This is a genomic window from Marinobacter salinus (genome assembly GCF_001854125.1).
GTDB lineage: Bacteria > Pseudomonadota > Gammaproteobacteria > Pseudomonadales > Oleiphilaceae > Marinobacter > Marinobacter salinus.
Genome location: NZ_CP017715.1, coordinates 2665066 through 2680174, shown reverse-complemented (window position 1 = coordinate 2680174; position 15109 = coordinate 2665066). Strand labels below are relative to the sequence as shown.

Here is a 15109-nt window from a genome sequence, read left to right as displayed (position 1 = left end):
AAGAAACAGGAAGAGGTGTAACCGTGTCTAAAGAGAAATTTGACCGTAGTAAACCGCACTTGAACGTTGGCACCATTGGTCACGTCGACCATGGTAAGACCACGCTGACCGCTGCCCTGACTCGTGTGTGCCACGAAGTCTGGGGCACAGGCTCTGCAAGTGCATTTGATCAGATCGACAACGCTCCGGAAGAAAAAGCGCGTGGTATCACCATTGCCACTTCCCACGTTGAGTACGATTCCCCAACTCGTCACTACGCGCACGTAGATTGCCCGGGTCACGCTGACTATGTGAAAAACATGATCACCGGTGCGGCGCAGATGGACGGTGCGATTCTGGTTTGTTCCGCAGCTGACGGCCCCATGCCGCAGACTCGCGAGCACATCCTTCTGTCCCGTCAGGTTGGCGTTCCTTACATCGTTGTGTTCCTGAACAAAGCGGACATGGTAGACGATGAAGAGCTGCTAGAGCTGGTCGAGATGGAAGTTCGTGACCTGCTGAGCCAGTACGACTTCCCGGGCGACGATACTCCGATCATTACTGGTTCGGCACTGATGGCGCTGGAAGGTAAAGATGATAATGAGATGGGTACTACCGCTGTTAAGAAGCTGGTAGAAGCCCTGGATGATTACATCCCTGAGCCAGAGCGTGCGATTGATCAGCCGTTCCTGATGCCGATTGAGGACGTATTCTCCATTTCGGGTCGTGGTACCGTTGTTACCGGTCGTGTTGAGCGTGGCATCATCAAGGTTGGTGAGGAAGTGGAAATTGTTGGTATCAAGGATACCGTCAAGACCACTTGCACCGGTGTTGAGATGTTCCGCAAGCTGCTCGATGAAGGCCGTGCTGGTGAGAACGTGGGTGTTCTGCTGCGTGGTACCAAGCGTGACGACGTTGAGCGTGGTCAGGTTCTGTGCAAGCCGGGTACCATCAAGCCGCACACCAAGTTCGAGTGCGAAGTGTACGTGCTGTCCAAAGAAGAAGGTGGTCGTCATACTCCGTTCTTCAAGGGCTATCGTCCACAGTTCTACTTCCGTACCACTGACGTAACTGGTTCCTGTGAACTGCCGGAAGGCGTGGAAATGGTTATGCCGGGTGACAACGTGAAGATGAGTGTTACCCTGATTGCTCCGATCGCCATGGAAGATGGTCTGCGCTTCGCGATTCGCGAAGGTGGCCGTACCGTTGGCGCCGGCGTGGTCGCCAAGATCATCGAGTAATTCGCTCGGCTGGTCGGAAAAAGGGGCTGAATGTTCAGCCCCTTTTTCTATTTTAGTCGCAAGGCTCGTGCCCGATCCGGTCAAACAGCGTAGCTGTTGACAGGGTTGGGTATTATGCATACAATGCGGCTCCTTTTTTTGAAGGTCGGCTAACTAGTAGCTGCTACGAGTGGAGTTTGGTGCATCATGCAAAGCCAAAAAATTCGAATCCGGTTGAAGGCGTTTGATTATCGTCTGATCGACCAGTCTACGCAGGAGATCGTCGATACCGCAAAGCGGACCGGCGCTCAAGTGCGTGGACCAATCCCTCTGCCGACGCGGAAGGAAAAGTACACCATTCTGGTCTCCCCGCACGTCAACAAAGACGCGCGTGACCAGTATGAAATTCGTACGCATAAGCGTTTGCTTGACATTGTCGAGCCGACGGAAAAGACAGTAGATGCTTTGATGAAGCTGGACCTGGCAGCAGGTGTGGACGTTCAGATCAGCCTCGGTTAATACCCTGCGGTATTAGTCTGTGTAACTGTCATAAGGCCATAGAGGGTGAGAGCCCCGTACACTTAAGAGGTGAAACATGGCAATTGGTGTTGTCGGTCGTAAGGCCGGTATGACCCGTATTTTTACGGAAGACGGGCAGGCGCTGCCCGTAACGGTAATCGAGGTTGAGCCCAACCGGATTACCCAACTCAAGACTCTTGAAAACGATGGCTACCGTGCCGTTCAGGTCACTGTGGGCACTCGTCGTTCCTCCCGTGTAACCAAGAGTGAAGCTGGCCACTATGCAAAGGCAGGCGTTGAAGCCGGTCGTGGCATGTGGGAGTTCCGTCTGGCCGATGGCGAAGGTGAAGACCTGGCCGCCGGTGGCGAGATTACAGCTTCCGTCTTTGAAGACGGTCAGGTGGTTGATGCCATCGGGCAGTCCAAAGGTAAGGGTTTTCAGGGCGGCGTAAAGCGTTGGAACTTCTCCATGCAGGACGCTACCCACGGTAACTCCCTCTCTCACCGTGCTCCGGGCTCCATTGGTCAGAACCAGACTCCGGGTAAGGTATTCAAGGGCAAAAAGATGGCGGGCCAGATGGGTAATGCTCAGGTTACTGTGCAAAACCTGAAAATTGTCCGTGTCGACGCCGAGCGCAACCTGCTGCTGGTAAGTGGCGCCGTACCCGGCGCAACTGGCGGCGATGTTGTCATCAAGCCTGCAGTTAAAGCCTGAGGAGCGGTGCGATGGAATTGACTATTACAGGTAGCGGCAAGGAAATTACTGTTTCCGAAGCCGCATTCGCCAAAGATTTTAACGAGTCGCTGGTTCACCAGGTTGTTACTGCTTACATGGCAGCTGGCCGCCAGGGTACCAAGGCTCAGAAAACACGTTCCGAAGTCAGCGGTGGCGGTAAAAAGCCCTGGCGTCAGAAAGGTACTGGTCGTGCCCGTGCGGGTACTATCCGTAGCCCTATCTGGCGTGCCGGTGGTGTTACCTTTGCGGCCAAGCCTCGCAGCTTTGAGCAAAAGGTAAACCGCAAAATGTACCGCGCAGCGATGCGCTCCATTTTTTCCGAGCTGGTTCGCCAAGAGCGTCTGGTGGTGGTCGACGATATGAATGTTGACAGCCCGAAGACCAAGGCATTCAACGCCAAGCTGAAAGATATCGGTGTGAGCAACGCTCTGATTCTGTCTGATAATGTCGAGCAGAATCTTCACCTGGCCGCGCGTAACATTCCGCACGTTGATGTGCGTGATATAGCAGGTCTGGACCCGGTTAGCCTGGTTGCTTACGAAAATGTCGTGGTAACTGTTCCCGCTCTGAAGAAGATCGAGGAGATGCTGGGATGAATCAGGAACGTATCTATAAGGTCCTGCTTGGACCGCACGTATCCGAAAAAGCATCTCTGGTGGCCGAGCATGGCCAGGTCGTGTTCCGGGTCGCCCCGGATGCCACCAAGCCGGAGATCAAGAAAGCCGTTGAGCAGCTGTTCAACGTCACCGTAGAAGGTGTTCAGGTTCTGAACCGTAAGGGTAAGCTCAAGCGCACTATCCGCGGGTTCGGCAAGCGTAATGACATTCGTAAGGCTTACGTTAAGCTGGCAGAAGGTCAGGACATCGATTTTCTGGATGTGGAATAAGGTAAAGGGGTCGTAATATGCCGATCGTCAAAACCAAGCCAACATCTGCCGGACGCCGTCACGTTGTAAAGCTTTACAACCCGGATCTGCACACTGGGCGCCCATACGAGCCGTTGGTAGAAAGAAAGAACAAGACGGGTGGTCGTAATAATGCAGGCCGCATTACTACTCGTCACACTGGTGGTGGTCATAAACAACACTACCGGGTTATTGATTTTAAGCGGACTAAAGATGGTATTCCGGCGGTTATTGAGCGCCTTGAATATGATCCTAACCGCTCTGCGCACATCGCACTGCTGAAGTATGCCGATGGTGAGCGTCGCTATATTGTCGCTCCCAAAGGTATGCAGATTGGTGATCCTGTGCGCTCCGGTATCGACGCACCGATTAAAGTGGGTAGCACGCTGCCGCTCCGGAACATTCCGGTCGGTTCTGTAATCCACTGCGTTGAACTCAAGCCTGGCAAAGGTGCTCAGCTGGCTCGCTCTGCGGGCGCATCCGTACAGCTGGTAGCGCGTGAAGGTGCATATGCCACCATCCGCCTGCGTTCAGGTGAAATGCGTAAGGTGCTTGTAGATTGCCGCGCAACGTTGGGTGAAGTATCCAACAGCGAGCACAGTCTCAAGCAGCTTGGTAAAGCGGGTGCATCACGTTGGCGCGGCAAACGCCCAACAGTACGTGGTGTTGCTATGAACCCAGTTGACCACCCACATGGTGGTGGTGAAGGGCGTACCTCTGGCGGGCGTCACCCGGTAACTCCGTGGGGTGTTCCGACCAAAGGGCATAAGACTCGTAAGAACAAACGTACTGATAAAATGATAGTACGTCGTCGTTCGGCCAAGTAAACGACTACATAGAGGTAATTGCTGTGCCACGTTCTTTGAAGAAAGGTCCTTTTATAGACCTGCATCTGTTGAAGAAGGTCGAGGCAGCTCTGGAAGCTAACGACAAGCGGCCGATCAAAACCTGGTCCCGCCGGTCGACAGTCTTTCCAGAGATGGTAGGCCTGACCATTGCAGTCCACAACGGCAAGCAGCACGTGCCGGTTTATGTCACCGAAGATATGGTTGGACATAAGCTGGGTGAGTTCGCGGCAACGCGTACTTATCGTGGTCATGCGGCCGACAAGAAAGCTAAACGCTGATTGTGAGGGAATAGAAATGGAAGTAGCAGCCAAGTACAAGGGCGCTAACCTCTCAGCTCAGAAAGCACGTCTTGTCGCTGACCAAGTACGCGGCAAGGCGGTTGAGGACGCCCTGAACATTCTGACTTTCAGCCCGAAGAAGGCGGCGGTCGTGCTCAAGAAAGCTCTTGAGTCTGCCATTGCCAACGCTGAGCATAACGAAGGTCTGGACGTTGACGAATTGCGGGTCTCCACCGTTATGGTGGATGAGGGCCCGACGCTCAAGCGGATCAAAGCTCGAGCCAAGGGGCGCGCTGATCGGATTTTCAAGCGCACCTGCCATATCACCGTCAAGGTCGCCGACAAGTAGGAGATGCTCAGATGGGTCATAAAGTAAATCCAACCGGCATGCGCCTGGGTGTGATCAAAGAGCACAACTCAGTCTGGTATGCCGATAAAAAGGAATACTCACAAAACCTGTTGAACGACATTCGGGTTCGTGAATTCCTCGACAAGCGTCTGGTGAAGGCGTCTGTCAGCAAAATTGTGATCGAGCGCCCTGCTCAGAACGCCCGTATCACGATTCATACTGCCCGTCCCGGTATTGTTATCGGTAAGAAGGGTGAAGATGTTGACCGTCTGCGTCGCGAAGTCAGCGATATGATGGGTGTGCCTGTGCACATCAACATCGAAGAAGTCCGCAAACCGGATCTGGATGCCCGCCTGGTAGCGCAAAACGTTGCCGGCCAGCTGGAGCGTCGTGTGATGTTTCGTCGCGCTATGAAGCGTGCGGTACAGAACGCCATGCGACAAGGCGCCAAGGGTATCAAGATTCAGGTCGGCGGTCGTCTCGGGGGTGCTGAAATTGCGCGTTCCGAGTGGTATCGCGAAGGTCGTGTACCTCTGCACACTCTGCGTGCAGATATTGATTACGCAACCTACGAAGCGCATACCACTTACGGCGTAATCGGCGTCAAGGTATGGATCTTCAAAGGTGAGATTCTTGGTGGTATGGAGCAGGTCCGTGCTGACAAGAAAGCCTCTGGGAAGAAAGGTTCTAAGTAAAGGGGCACTCTTATGCTGCAACCAAAACGCACCAAATTTCGCAAGGTAATGAAGGGCCGTAACACCGGTCTTGCTCACCGCGCTAACAAGGTGAGCTTCGGTGAATACGGATTGAAGGCGACCAGCCGTGGGCGTATAACTGCGCGTCAGATTGAGGCAGCGCGTCGTACCATGACTCGTCGCATCAAGCGGGGCGGTAAGATCTGGATTCGGGTGTTCCCGGATAAGCCGATCACCGGTAAGCCGCTTGAAGTACGAATGGGTAAAGGTAAAGGTTCTGTCGAGTATTGGGTGGCTGAGATTCAGCCAGGCCGTATGCTCTACGAGATGGAAGGCGTAGCGGAAGAAATCGCTCGCGAAGCCTTCACGCTCGCAGCAGCCAAACTGCCGGTACAGACCACCTTTGTGACGAGGACGGTGATGTGATGAAAGCAACAGAGCTGCGTGAAAAGTCAGTCGAGGAGCTGAACAAAGAGCTGATCGACCTCCTGAAGGAGCAGTTCAACCTGCGCATGCGCAAGGCGACAGGTCAGCTGAATCAGTCTCACCTTCTCGGCGGGGTGAAACGCGACATTGCTCGCGTGAAAACAGTATTGAATGATAAGGCAGGACAGTGACATGACTGAAGCTACCCAAACTGCCAGAACTCTGAGCGGCAAGGTCGTGAGCAACAAGATGGAGAAATCCATCGTCGTTCTGGTCGAGCGTCAGGTGAAACACCCTCTGTACGGTAAGTACATGAAGCGTTCAACCAAGATCCACGCTCACGATGAGAGCAATCAGTGCAACGTTGGTGACACTGTGACCATTCAGGAAACCCGTCCGGTCTCCAAGACCAAGAGCTGGGCCCTGGTGGAAGTCACTGAACGTGCATCCAAGGTGTAATTCGCCCGGAGAACAACCATGATTCAGACTCAAACAATGCTTGAAGTCGCGGATAACAGCGGTGCGCGTCAGGTGATGTGCATCAAGGTCCTGGGCGGTTCACATCGGCGTTATGCCAGCGTAGGGGATGTCATCAAGGTGACCGTCAAGGAAGCCATCCCCCGCGGTAAAGTGAAGAAAGGCCAGGTCCTGAAAGCTGTCGTGGTACGCACTCGTAAGGGTGTTCGCCGTCCCGACGGTTCGCTGATCCGTTTCGACGGAAATGCGGCAGTACTTCTGAACAATCAGGACGCCCCTATCGGTACCCGTATCTTCGGACCGGTTACCCGTGAACTGCGTAATGAGAAGTTCATGAAAATTATCTCACTGGCACCCGAAGTACTTTAGAGGACCAGAGGCCGGTTATGAAAAAGATCAAACGAGATGACGAAGTAATCGTCACTACGGGGAAAGACAAAGGCAAACGTGGTAAAGTCCTGAAGGTTCAGGACGATGGCCGTATGGTTGTTTCTGGCATCAACATGATGAAGAAGCATACCAAGCCGAACCCGATGCTGGGCACCCCAGGTGGCATCGTCGAAAAAGAAGCACCTATCCAGGCTTCCAACGTGGCTATTTTTAATCCGCAGACCGGCAAAGCCGATCGCGTAGGCTTCCAGACCAAGGAAGACGGCGCGAAGATGCGGATCTTCAAGTCCACGAAAGAAGCTGTCGATAACCAGTAAGCGGTGGTGGTTACGATGCTTAACATGAAAGAGCAGTACAGTAAGGAAGTGGTACCCGCCCTGCAGAATGAGTTCGGCTACAAGAACATCATGCAGGTGCCGCGTATCGAAAAGATCACCCTTAACATGGGTGTCGGCGAAGCGGTTGGTGACAAAAAGCTGATTGAGAATGCTGTGGCGGATCTTGAGCGCCTGGCGGGTCAAAAAGTTGTTGTTACCAAGGCGCGTAAATCCGTAGCGGGCTTCAAAATCCGTGAAGGTTGGCCTATCGGTTGTAAAGTTACCCTGCGCGGCGAGCGTATGTGGGATTTCTTTGATCGCCTGGTTCACATTGCGGTTCCCCGCATTCGTGACTTCCGTGGTCTGAATCCCAAGTCGTTCGACGGCCGTGGTAATTACAGCATGGGTGTGCGTGAGCAGATCATTTTCCCTGAGATCGAGTATGACAAAGTCGACAAGATCCGTGGTCTGGACATCACCATTACCACCACTGCCGGTACCGACGATGAAGGTCGTGAACTGCTGAAAGCCTTTGGCTTTCCGTTCAAGAAATAAAGGAACGAGTGTAATGGCTAAGGTTTCCATGAAAAACCGTGAGCTCAAGCGCGAGCAAACAGTTGCGAAATTTGCAGCAAAGCGCGCTGAGCTCAAGGCGATTATCAAGAACCCGAATACCAGCGATGATGACCGTTGGGATGCACAGATGAAGCTTCAACAGCTTCCTCGCGATGCCTCTCCTTCGCGTCTTCGTAATCGTTGCCAGGTGACTGGTCGTCCCCATGGCGTTCTGCGCAAGTTCGAGCTGTCACGGATTAAACTCCGTGAGTACGGCATGCGTGGTGACGTTCCGGGCCTGACCAAGGCAAGCTGGTAAGATAGGCATCCTGACCTCGGTCGGGTGCCTGTTGGTAAGCGGTGCGGCACGCCGCTGCACAACTAAAAAGATCAGGAGCCTCATACCAATGAGTATGCAAGACACGCTTGCGGATATGTTTACTCGTATTCGTAATGCACAGATGGCGTCTAAGACAGATGTTACGATGCCGTCCTCAAAGATGAAGATCTCCGTAGCCCAGGTCCTGAAGGATGAAGGTTACGTCGACGATTTTTCCGTTTCAGCCGACGCGAAGCCCGAGCTGACGATTACTCTGAAATATTTCGGTGGTAAGCCGGTTATTGAAGAGATCAAGCGGGTCAGCCGTCCGAGTCTGCGCCAGTACAAGGGCGCTGGGGAACTGCCGAAAGTATCCGGTGGTCTGGGAGTCGCGATTGTCTCAACGTCCAAGGGCGTTATGACAGACCGCGCCGCACGAGCTGCTGGCGTGGGTGGCGAAGTCATCTGCACCGTATTCTAGGAGAACCACATGTCCAGGGTTGCCAATAATCCTGTCGTGCTGCCTTCCGGTGTTGAGGTTAAGCTGAACGGACAGGAAATTAGTGTAAAGGGCTCCAAGGGAGCGCTTGAATTAAACATTCACCAGGCGGTTGAAGTTACGCAGGAAGAAAATGTTCTGCGTTTTGTCGCCCGCGATGGTGCTAAACAGTCCCGCGCTCTTGCTGGTACTACTCGTGCATTGGTCAACAACATGGTGACCGGTGTATCCACAGGCTTTGAGCGTAAGCTCCAGCTGACGGGCGTAGGTTACCGCGCTCAGGCGCAAGGTAAGAAGCTCAATCTGACACTGGGTTTTTCGCACCCGGTTGAGTATGAGCTGCCCGAGGGGATTACCGCAGAAACTCCGTCCAATACGGAAGTTGTAATTCGCGGTATCGATAAGCAACAGGTTGGCCAGGTCGCTGCGGATGTCCGCGCGTTCCGTCCGCCCGAGCCTTATAAGGGTAAGGGTGTTCGTTATGCGGATGAGCAGGTCAGACGCAAAGAAGCCAAGAAGAAATAAGGCGGGACTATGAGCACGAATAACGAAAGATTGCGTCGCGCACGCAAGGTGCGCATGAAGATCCGTGAACTGGGTACTAATCGCCTGTGCGTTCACCGCACACCGCGTCATATGTATGCCCAGGTTACGACTGCAGACGGCAGCAAAGTGCTGGCATCTGCCTCCACGTTGGATAAGGACCTGCGCCAGGGTGCAACCGGTAACGTGGAAGCTGCCAAAAAGGTCGGTCAGCTAATCGCCGAGCGCGCCAAGGCAGCAGGAGTTGAGCAGGTTGCTTTTGACCGCTCCGGTTACCGTTATCACGGCCGTATTCAGGCTCTGGCCGACGCAGCCCGCGAAGCTGGCTTGCAATTCTAAGAGGTGGAGAAGATGAGCGTTAACGAACAGAAGGCGCCTGAGCTCCAGGAAAAGCTGGTTCAGGTCAATCGTGTCGCCAAGGTAGTTAAAGGTGGCCGTATTTTCGCCTTCACCGCACTGACTGTAGTGGGTGATGGCAAGGGTCGCGTTGGTTTCGGTCGTGGTAAGGCGCGTGAAGTGCCGGTTGCCATTCAGAAGGCCATGGAAGCTGCGCGCAAGAACATGGTTGACGTCCCACTGGACGGCACCACACTTCAGTACGCGGTAAAGGCTCAGCATGGCGGCTCCAAGGTCTACATGCAGCCGGCGTCCGAGGGTACGGGAATCATCGCCGGCGGCGCGATGCGTGCCGTCCTGGAGGTGGCAGGTGTTCAGAACGTACTGTCGAAATGTTACGGGTCGACTAACCCGGTGAACGTGGTACGTTCCACCATCAAGGGTCTCCAGGCAACGCAAGCGCCTGAAGATATTGCAGCCAAGCGCGGTAAATCCGTGGAAGAGATTCTGGGTTGAAGTCATGGCGAACGCAAAAACGATCAAAGTAACTCTGACCCGCAGCCCTATTGGCTGTCAGCCCAAGCACAAATTGTGCGTTAAGGGCCTGGGTCTTCGTAAAATCGGTCACACCGTGGAAGTTGAAGACACGCCTTCGATCCGCGGCATGATCAACCGGGTAGATTACCTGGTTCGGGTTGAGGAGAACTAAGATGCGTCTGAACGAACTTAGTCCGGAGCCCGGTTCACGCCAAGCCCCCAAGCGGGTCGGTCGTGGTATCGGTAGCGGTCTCGGTAAAACCGGTGGCCGCGGTCACAAGGGTCTGAAGGCCCGTTCTGGCGGCAGCGTAGCGCCCGGTTTCGAGGGTGGTCAGCAGCCGTTGGCCCGTCGTCTGCCGAAGTTTGGTTTCACCTCTCGTCAGCAGCGTTATGTAGCTGAGATTCGGTTGAACGAACTGGCGAAGGTTGATGGCGACGTGGTTGATCTTGCAGCCCTGAAGAAGGCAGATATCATTCGCGAAGAAATTCGTGAAGCCAAGGTTATCCTGTCCGGCGAACTTAGCCGTGCGGTAACCGTCAAGGGCCTTCGGGTAACCAAAGGCGCACGCGAGGCAATTGCCGCCGCGGGTGGAAAAGTCGAAGACTAAGGCGAGTCGAGGACTAAATGGCCAAGACAGCATCATTGCCTGCGGGCGCGGGTAAAGGACTGGCGGAGCTGCGATCGCGGCTCTGGTTTGTCTTCCTGGCATTGTTGGTGTACCGAATCGGTGCCCATATTCCGGTGCCGGGGATTAACCCCGACCGTCTGGCGGCACTGTTTGAGCAGAATCAGGGTACCATCCTGAGCATGTTCAACATGTTTTCCGGTGGTGCGCTTGAGCGCATGAGTATCTTCGCTCTCGGTATCATGCCGTACATTTCGGCTTCGATTATCATGCAGCTCATGACTGCGGTGAGTCCGCAGCTTGAGCAGCTGAAGAAAGAAGGTGAGGCGGGTCGTCGAAAGATCAGTCAGTACACTCGGTATGGTACGGTTATCCTCGCCCTGGTTCAGGGCGCTGGCATATCTGTTGGCCTCGCATCGCAGGGCGTTACGTTCAACGATAGCTTCAGCTTCCATTTTGTGGCAGTTGTGTCTTTCGTAAGCGGCGCGGTCTTCATGATGTGGCTGGGTGAGCAGATCACGGAGCGTGGAGTCGGTAACGGGATTTCCCTGTTGATTTTCGCGGGTATCGTGGCCGGCTTGCCGGGTGCCATCGGGCAGACGCTGGAGCAAGCCAGAAACGGAGAGATGAGCCTCCTGGTTGTGCTTGGGATTGGTGTTCTCGCTGTGGCAGTTATTGGCTTTGTTGTTTTCATGGAGCGTGGTCAGCGCCGGTTGACCATAAACTATGCCAAGCGACAGCAGGGCCGCCGTGTGTTCGCGCAGCAGTCGAGCCATCTACCGCTGAAAGTGAACATGGCCGGTGTTATTCCACCGATTTTTGCCTCATCCATCCTCCTGTTCCCGGCGTCGATCGGGCAGTGGTTTGGCCAGGGTGAAGGGATGGAATGGCTGAGCGATGTCTCCCAGGCGTTAGCACCTAGCCAGCCGTTGTACATCATTCTGTTTGCAGCAGCAGTCGTATTTTTCTGCTTCTTCTATACAGCGTTGATGTATAACCCGAAGGAAGTTGCGGATAACCTCAAGCGCTCTGGAGCGTTTATTCCGGGCATTCGTCCTGGTGATCAGACTGCCAAATACATAGACGGTGTTCTGACTCGTCTGACGTTGTTCGGTGCAATGTACATTGCAGCAGTGTCCCTGTTCCCTCAGTTTCTGATGGTGGCCGGGAATGTTCCGTTCTATCTGGGCGGCACCTCACTGCTGATTGTTGTAGTCGTGGTGATGGATTTCATGGCTCAGGTACAGTCGCACCTGATGTCCCATCAGTATGAATCGCTGATGAAGAAGTCCAATCTCAAGGGCTATGGTCGGAACGGTTAAGCCGTTCCCCTTGAAAACTGGAGTCGACAATGAAAGTACGCGCTTCGGTAAAGAAAATTTGCCGTAACTGCAAAGTAATTCGTCGCAATGGCTCGGTACGAGTCATTTGCTCGGAGCCTCGCCACAAGCAGCGTCAGGGCTAATCCCTCGGGACCAAGCCTGATAATGTAAAAGGGGTTCGGAATAGTGGCACTTGACTCCGATAGGAGACAGGCGCTATTATTTCGCGCCCTTTTTGTGGCGGAAAATTCACACAGCAAAGCTTTGAACGCGGAGTAATTTGGATGGCACGTATAGCCGGTGTCAATATACCCGATCACAAACATGCTGTTATCTCGCTCACCTATATCTTTGGTGTAGGCAAGACAACAGCCCAGAAGCTTTGCGATGCAACCGGCGTAAAGCCGGACGTCAAGGTCAAAGACCTGAGCGATGAGCAGCTTGAATCACTTCGTACCGAAGTGGGCAAGGTGTCTGTCGAAGGCGATCTGCGTCGCGAAGTACAGATGAACATCAAGCGTTTGAAGGATCTCGGATGTCACCGTGGTCTGCGTCACCGTCATGGCCTTCCGGTCCGTGGCCAGCGCACCAAGACCAACGCACGCACCCGTAAAGGTCCTCGCAAACCTATTCGTAAGTAACAGGTAGGCAAACATGGCAAAGCCAGGTACACGTACCCGTAAAAAGGTGAAAAAGACGGTTGTTGATGGCGTCGCGCACATTCACGCGTCCTTCAACAACACTATCGTGACCATTTCCGACCGTCAGGGCAACGTCCTGTCCTGGGCCACTTCCGGTGGTTCCGGTTTCCGTGGGTCACGTAAGAGTACACCTTTTGCTGCGCAGGTAGCAGCTGAAAGAGCCGGTAATGCGGCTGCTGAATACGGCCTTAAAAACCTGGACGTAGAGGTTAAGGGTCCTGGGCCCGGACGTGAATCCGCAGTTCGCGCGCTTAACGCGTGTGGCTACAAGATCACCAACATCACAGATGTGACGCCGATTCCCCATAACGGCTGTCGTCCGCCCAAAAAGCGCCGCGTCTAACACAGGAGACAGTGAAATATGGCTCGTTATATAGGCCCGAAGTGCAAGCTGTCTCGTCGTGAAGGGACAGATCTTTTTCTGAAGAGCGGTGTTCGCGCGCTCGATTCAAAGTGCAACATCGAGACTCCGCCGGGTATGCACGGCGCGCGTCGCGGTCGTCTGTCCGAGTACGGCGTTCAGCTTCGTGAAAAACAGAAAGTCCGTCGTATCTACGGCGTGCTTGAGAAGCAGTTCCGCAATTACTACAAAGAGGCAGCCCGAATCAAAGGTGCAACTGGTGAAAACCTGCTGCAGCTTCTGGAAGGTCGTCTGGACAACGTTGTATACCGCATGGGCTTTGGTTCTACCCGTGCAGAATCCCGTCAGCTCGTTTCTCACAAGGCGATTCTGGTGAATGACAAGGTAGTGAACATCGCTTCCTATCAAGTCAAGCCAGGTGATGTCGTGAGTGTGCGCGAAAAGGCCAAGAACCAGCTCCGCGTTAAAGGCGCGCTGGATCTGTCTGCAAGTCGGGCACCGGTGAGCTGGGTAGAGGTCGACGCCAACAAGATGTCCGGCGTTTACAAGTCAGTGCCTGAGCGTACTGAACTGCCGGCCGACATCAACGAGAACCTCATCGTCGAGCTTTACTCCAAGTAAAGCCCAGTTAGCAACGATAGCAGATAGGGGCGTCTATGCAGCGTTCAGTACATGAGTTATTGACACCTCGTACCATTGACGTGAAGGAATCAAGCGCCACGCGTGCCAAGGTTACGCTTGAGCCTCTGGAAAGGGGCTTTGGGCATACGCTTGGGAGCGCGTTGCGCCGCATTCTCTTGTCTTCGATGCCGGGCTGCGCTGTGACTGAAGCGCAGATCGACGGCGTCTTGCACGAGTACAGCGCCATTGAGGGTGTCCAGGAAGATGTCATTGAGATTCTTCTGAATCTCAAGGGTGTCGCCGTGACAATGAACGGTCGGGACGATGCAGAGCTTACGCTCAGCAAGAAAGGCCCGGGCGTTGTCACTGCCGGTGACATCAAGCTCGACCACGATGTTGAGATTGCCAACCCGGAGCACGTGATCTGTCACCTGAGTGAAAATGGTGAAGTGAACATGCGCCTCCGTGTTAATCGCGGTCGCGGCTATGAGCCGGCGGACCAGCGAGGTCTTGACGAGGACGAAACTCGCGCCATCGGACGCCTGCAGCTGGATGCAACTTTCAGCCCGGTTCGTCGCGTGGCTTACGCCGTGGAAAGTGCACGGGTTGAGCAGCGGACCGATCTGGACAAGCTGGTTATTGATCTGGAAACGAATGGCACCATCGATCCGGAAGAAGCAATTCGCCGGGCGGCTACCATTCTCCAGCAGCAACTGGCGGTGTTTGTTGATTTCGATCATGAGAAAGAGCCGGAGCGCGTTGAGGAAGAGGAAGAAATTGATCCGATTCTGCTGCGTCCGGTAGATGATCTGGAATTGACAGTGCGTTCAGCTAACTGCTTGAAGGCTGAGAACATTTACTACATCGGCGATCTGATCCAGCGCACAGAAGTTGAGCTGCTGAAGACGCCTAACCTTGGTAAAAAGTCGCTGACCGAGATCAAGGACGTTTTGGCGTCCCGTGGTCTGTCACTGGGGATGCGTCTTGATAACTGGCCGCCGGCTAGCCTTCGTGGCGATGACCGGGTTCTGGGCGGTTAATCGCCGATTGGTTTAAGGTAAGGAATAAGAGCAATGCGTCATCGTAAGAGTGGTCGTAAGTTCAGCAGGACCAGTGCGCATCGCAAGGCCATGTTCCGTAACATGACTGCGTCACTGGTTGAACACGAGCTGATCAAAACAACGCTGCCGAAAGCTAAAGAGCTTCGTCGTGTGGCTGAGCCTTTGATTACGCTTTCCAAGAATGATTCGGTCGCGAATCGTCGTCTGGCGTTTTCACGCCTGCGTGACGATGCGGCGGTTGCCAAGCTGTTTGATGAGCTTGGTCCCCGTTACAATGAGCGTCCGGGTGGTTACCTTCGTATTCTGAAGTGCGGGTTCCGTGCTGGCGACAATGCCCCTATGGCATTCGTAGAGCTAGTAGGTCGTCCGCTGGATATCGAAGCGGAAGAAGTGGACGACGACGAAGAGTAAAATCTTTCGGACTTGTTCAAAAAAACCGGCAATCTGAGGATTGCCGGTTTTTTTATGCCCGGAGGCTGCGCCCCCCCCC

Annotated in this window: 29 protein-coding genes; all 29 read left to right on the top strand. The window is 54.1% G+C overall.

All coding sequences use genetic code 11. From position 1 onward, the window contains the following. Nucleotides 1–23 precede the first annotated feature (23 nt). The 29 genes from tuf (at nt 24) to rplQ (ending at nt 15030) form a co-directional block, all read left to right on the top strand. A complete protein-coding gene (gene tuf / locus BKP64_RS12455) occupies nt 24–1220 on the top strand; it encodes an elongation factor Tu (protein ID WP_070970532.1) in 1197 nt (398 codons plus the stop codon). Between the two features lie 186 nt (nt 1221–1406). Beyond that, complete coding sequence (gene rpsJ / locus BKP64_RS12450; RefSeq protein ID WP_041341420.1) at nt 1407–1718, top strand: 30S ribosomal protein S10; 312 nt, start codon at nt 1407–1409, stop codon at nt 1716–1718. A gap of 76 nt (nt 1719–1794) precedes the next feature. Beyond that, entirely contained in the window at nt 1795–2433 is a 639-nt protein-coding gene (gene rplC / locus BKP64_RS12445) for a 50S ribosomal protein L3 (RefSeq protein ID WP_070970529.1), read from the top strand. Between the two features lie 11 nt (nt 2434–2444). Next, nucleotides 2445–3050, top strand: coding sequence for a 50S ribosomal protein L4 (rplD, locus tag BKP64_RS12440; RefSeq protein WP_070970527.1), 606 nt, complete (start codon nt 2445–2447; stop codon nt 3048–3050). After that, nucleotides 3047–3340: a 50S ribosomal protein L23 gene (gene rplW / locus BKP64_RS12435; RefSeq protein ID WP_041341428.1), complete on the top strand. Its 294-nt coding sequence runs from the start codon at nt 3047–3049 to the stop codon at nt 3338–3340. Before rplD ends, rplW begins: the two co-directional genes overlap by 4 nt. A gap of 17 nt (nt 3341–3357) precedes the next feature. Next, on the top strand, nt 3358–4185 hold the full coding sequence (rplB, locus tag BKP64_RS12430) for a 50S ribosomal protein L2 (protein ID WP_070970524.1): 828 nt from the start codon (nt 3358–3360) through the stop codon (nt 4183–4185). Between the two features lie 23 nt (nt 4186–4208). Beyond that, a complete protein-coding gene (gene rpsS / locus BKP64_RS12425; RefSeq protein WP_007154011.1) occupies nt 4209–4484 on the top strand; it encodes a 30S ribosomal protein S19 in 276 nt (91 codons plus the stop codon). A 16-nt stretch (nt 4485–4500) separates the two neighbouring features. Then, a complete protein-coding gene (rplV, locus tag BKP64_RS12420) occupies nt 4501–4833 on the top strand; it encodes a 50S ribosomal protein L22 (RefSeq protein WP_041341430.1) in 333 nt (110 codons plus the stop codon). A gap of 11 nt (nt 4834–4844) precedes the next feature. Beyond that, on the top strand, nt 4845–5528 hold the full coding sequence (gene rpsC, locus BKP64_RS12415; protein ID WP_070970521.1) for a 30S ribosomal protein S3: 684 nt from the start codon (nt 4845–4847) through the stop codon (nt 5526–5528). Nucleotides 5529–5540: 12 nt separating this feature from the next. After that, nucleotides 5541–5954, top strand: coding sequence for a 50S ribosomal protein L16 (gene rplP / locus BKP64_RS12410; protein WP_070970517.1), 414 nt, complete (start codon nt 5541–5543; stop codon nt 5952–5954). Next, entirely contained in the window at nt 5954–6145 is a 192-nt protein-coding gene (gene rpmC / locus BKP64_RS12405) for a 50S ribosomal protein L29 (RefSeq protein ID WP_070970514.1), read from the top strand. The genes rplP and rpmC overlap by 1 nt, the downstream gene beginning before the upstream one ends. A 1-nt stretch (nt 6146) precedes the next feature. Continuing rightward, nucleotides 6147–6413 (top strand): 30S ribosomal protein S17, encoded by a 267-nt coding sequence (gene rpsQ / locus BKP64_RS12400; RefSeq protein ID WP_012139774.1) that lies wholly within the window; start codon nt 6147–6149, stop codon nt 6411–6413. 18 nt (nt 6414–6431) lie between these two features. Then, the gene (rplN, locus tag BKP64_RS12395) at nt 6432–6800 is read left to right on the top strand and encodes a 50S ribosomal protein L14 (protein WP_012139776.1); all 369 of its coding nucleotides are present in this window, start codon (nt 6432–6434) and stop codon (nt 6798–6800) included. 17 nt (nt 6801–6817) lie between these two features. Further along, nucleotides 6818–7138: a 50S ribosomal protein L24 gene (gene rplX, locus BKP64_RS12390; protein WP_070970511.1), complete on the top strand. Its 321-nt coding sequence runs from the start codon at nt 6818–6820 to the stop codon at nt 7136–7138. Nucleotides 7139–7153: 15 nt separating this feature from the next. Further along, nucleotides 7154–7693, top strand: coding sequence for a 50S ribosomal protein L5 (rplE, locus tag BKP64_RS12385; protein ID WP_070970508.1), 540 nt, complete (start codon nt 7154–7156; stop codon nt 7691–7693). A gap of 13 nt (nt 7694–7706) precedes the next feature. Beyond that, nucleotides 7707–8012, top strand: coding sequence for a 30S ribosomal protein S14 (gene rpsN, locus BKP64_RS12380; RefSeq protein WP_041341451.1), 306 nt, complete (start codon nt 7707–7709; stop codon nt 8010–8012). Nucleotides 8013–8100: 88 nt separating this feature from the next. Continuing rightward, the gene (gene rpsH, locus BKP64_RS12375) at nt 8101–8493 is read left to right on the top strand and encodes a 30S ribosomal protein S8 (protein ID WP_070970505.1); all 393 of its coding nucleotides are present in this window, start codon (nt 8101–8103) and stop codon (nt 8491–8493) included. A 9-nt stretch (nt 8494–8502) separates the two neighbouring features. After that, nucleotides 8503–9036: a 50S ribosomal protein L6 gene (rplF, locus tag BKP64_RS12370; RefSeq protein WP_070970503.1), complete on the top strand. Its 534-nt coding sequence runs from the start codon at nt 8503–8505 to the stop codon at nt 9034–9036. A gap of 9 nt (nt 9037–9045) precedes the next feature. Continuing rightward, the gene (rplR, locus tag BKP64_RS12365; RefSeq protein ID WP_070970501.1) at nt 9046–9393 is read left to right on the top strand and encodes a 50S ribosomal protein L18; all 348 of its coding nucleotides are present in this window, start codon (nt 9046–9048) and stop codon (nt 9391–9393) included. 12 nt (nt 9394–9405) lie between these two features. After that, entirely contained in the window at nt 9406–9906 is a 501-nt protein-coding gene (gene rpsE, locus BKP64_RS12360) for a 30S ribosomal protein S5 (RefSeq protein ID WP_070970498.1), read from the top strand. 4 nt (nt 9907–9910) lie between these two features. Then, the gene (gene rpmD, locus BKP64_RS12355) at nt 9911–10099 is read left to right on the top strand and encodes a 50S ribosomal protein L30 (RefSeq protein WP_012139786.1); all 189 of its coding nucleotides are present in this window, start codon (nt 9911–9913) and stop codon (nt 10097–10099) included. A 1-nt stretch (nt 10100) separates the two neighbouring features. Continuing rightward, nucleotides 10101–10535, top strand: coding sequence for a 50S ribosomal protein L15 (gene rplO / locus BKP64_RS12350; protein ID WP_070970494.1), 435 nt, complete (start codon nt 10101–10103; stop codon nt 10533–10535). A gap of 17 nt (nt 10536–10552) precedes the next feature. Further along, a complete protein-coding gene (gene secY, locus BKP64_RS12345; protein ID WP_041341470.1) occupies nt 10553–11875 on the top strand; it encodes a preprotein translocase subunit SecY in 1323 nt (440 codons plus the stop codon). A gap of 29 nt (nt 11876–11904) precedes the next feature. Then, the gene (rpmJ, locus tag BKP64_RS19125; RefSeq protein WP_008174902.1) at nt 11905–12018 is read left to right on the top strand and encodes a 50S ribosomal protein L36; all 114 of its coding nucleotides are present in this window, start codon (nt 11905–11907) and stop codon (nt 12016–12018) included. Nucleotides 12019–12159: 141 nt separating this feature from the next. Then, complete coding sequence (gene rpsM / locus BKP64_RS12340) at nt 12160–12516, top strand: 30S ribosomal protein S13 (RefSeq protein ID WP_070970491.1); 357 nt, start codon at nt 12160–12162, stop codon at nt 12514–12516. A 13-nt stretch (nt 12517–12529) separates the two neighbouring features. Beyond that, a complete protein-coding gene (gene rpsK, locus BKP64_RS12335) occupies nt 12530–12919 on the top strand; it encodes a 30S ribosomal protein S11 (RefSeq protein ID WP_007153992.1) in 390 nt (129 codons plus the stop codon). A gap of 18 nt (nt 12920–12937) precedes the next feature. Next, complete coding sequence (gene rpsD, locus BKP64_RS12330) at nt 12938–13558, top strand: 30S ribosomal protein S4 (RefSeq protein ID WP_070970489.1); 621 nt, start codon at nt 12938–12940, stop codon at nt 13556–13558. A gap of 35 nt (nt 13559–13593) precedes the next feature. Next, a complete protein-coding gene (locus BKP64_RS12325) occupies nt 13594–14598 on the top strand; it encodes a DNA-directed RNA polymerase subunit alpha (RefSeq protein ID WP_070970485.1) in 1005 nt (334 codons plus the stop codon). A gap of 33 nt (nt 14599–14631) precedes the next feature. Next, nucleotides 14632–15030 (top strand): 50S ribosomal protein L17, encoded by a 399-nt coding sequence (rplQ, locus tag BKP64_RS12320; RefSeq protein WP_070970482.1) that lies wholly within the window; start codon nt 14632–14634, stop codon nt 15028–15030. The last annotated feature ends 79 nt before the right edge of the window (nt 15031–15109 follow it).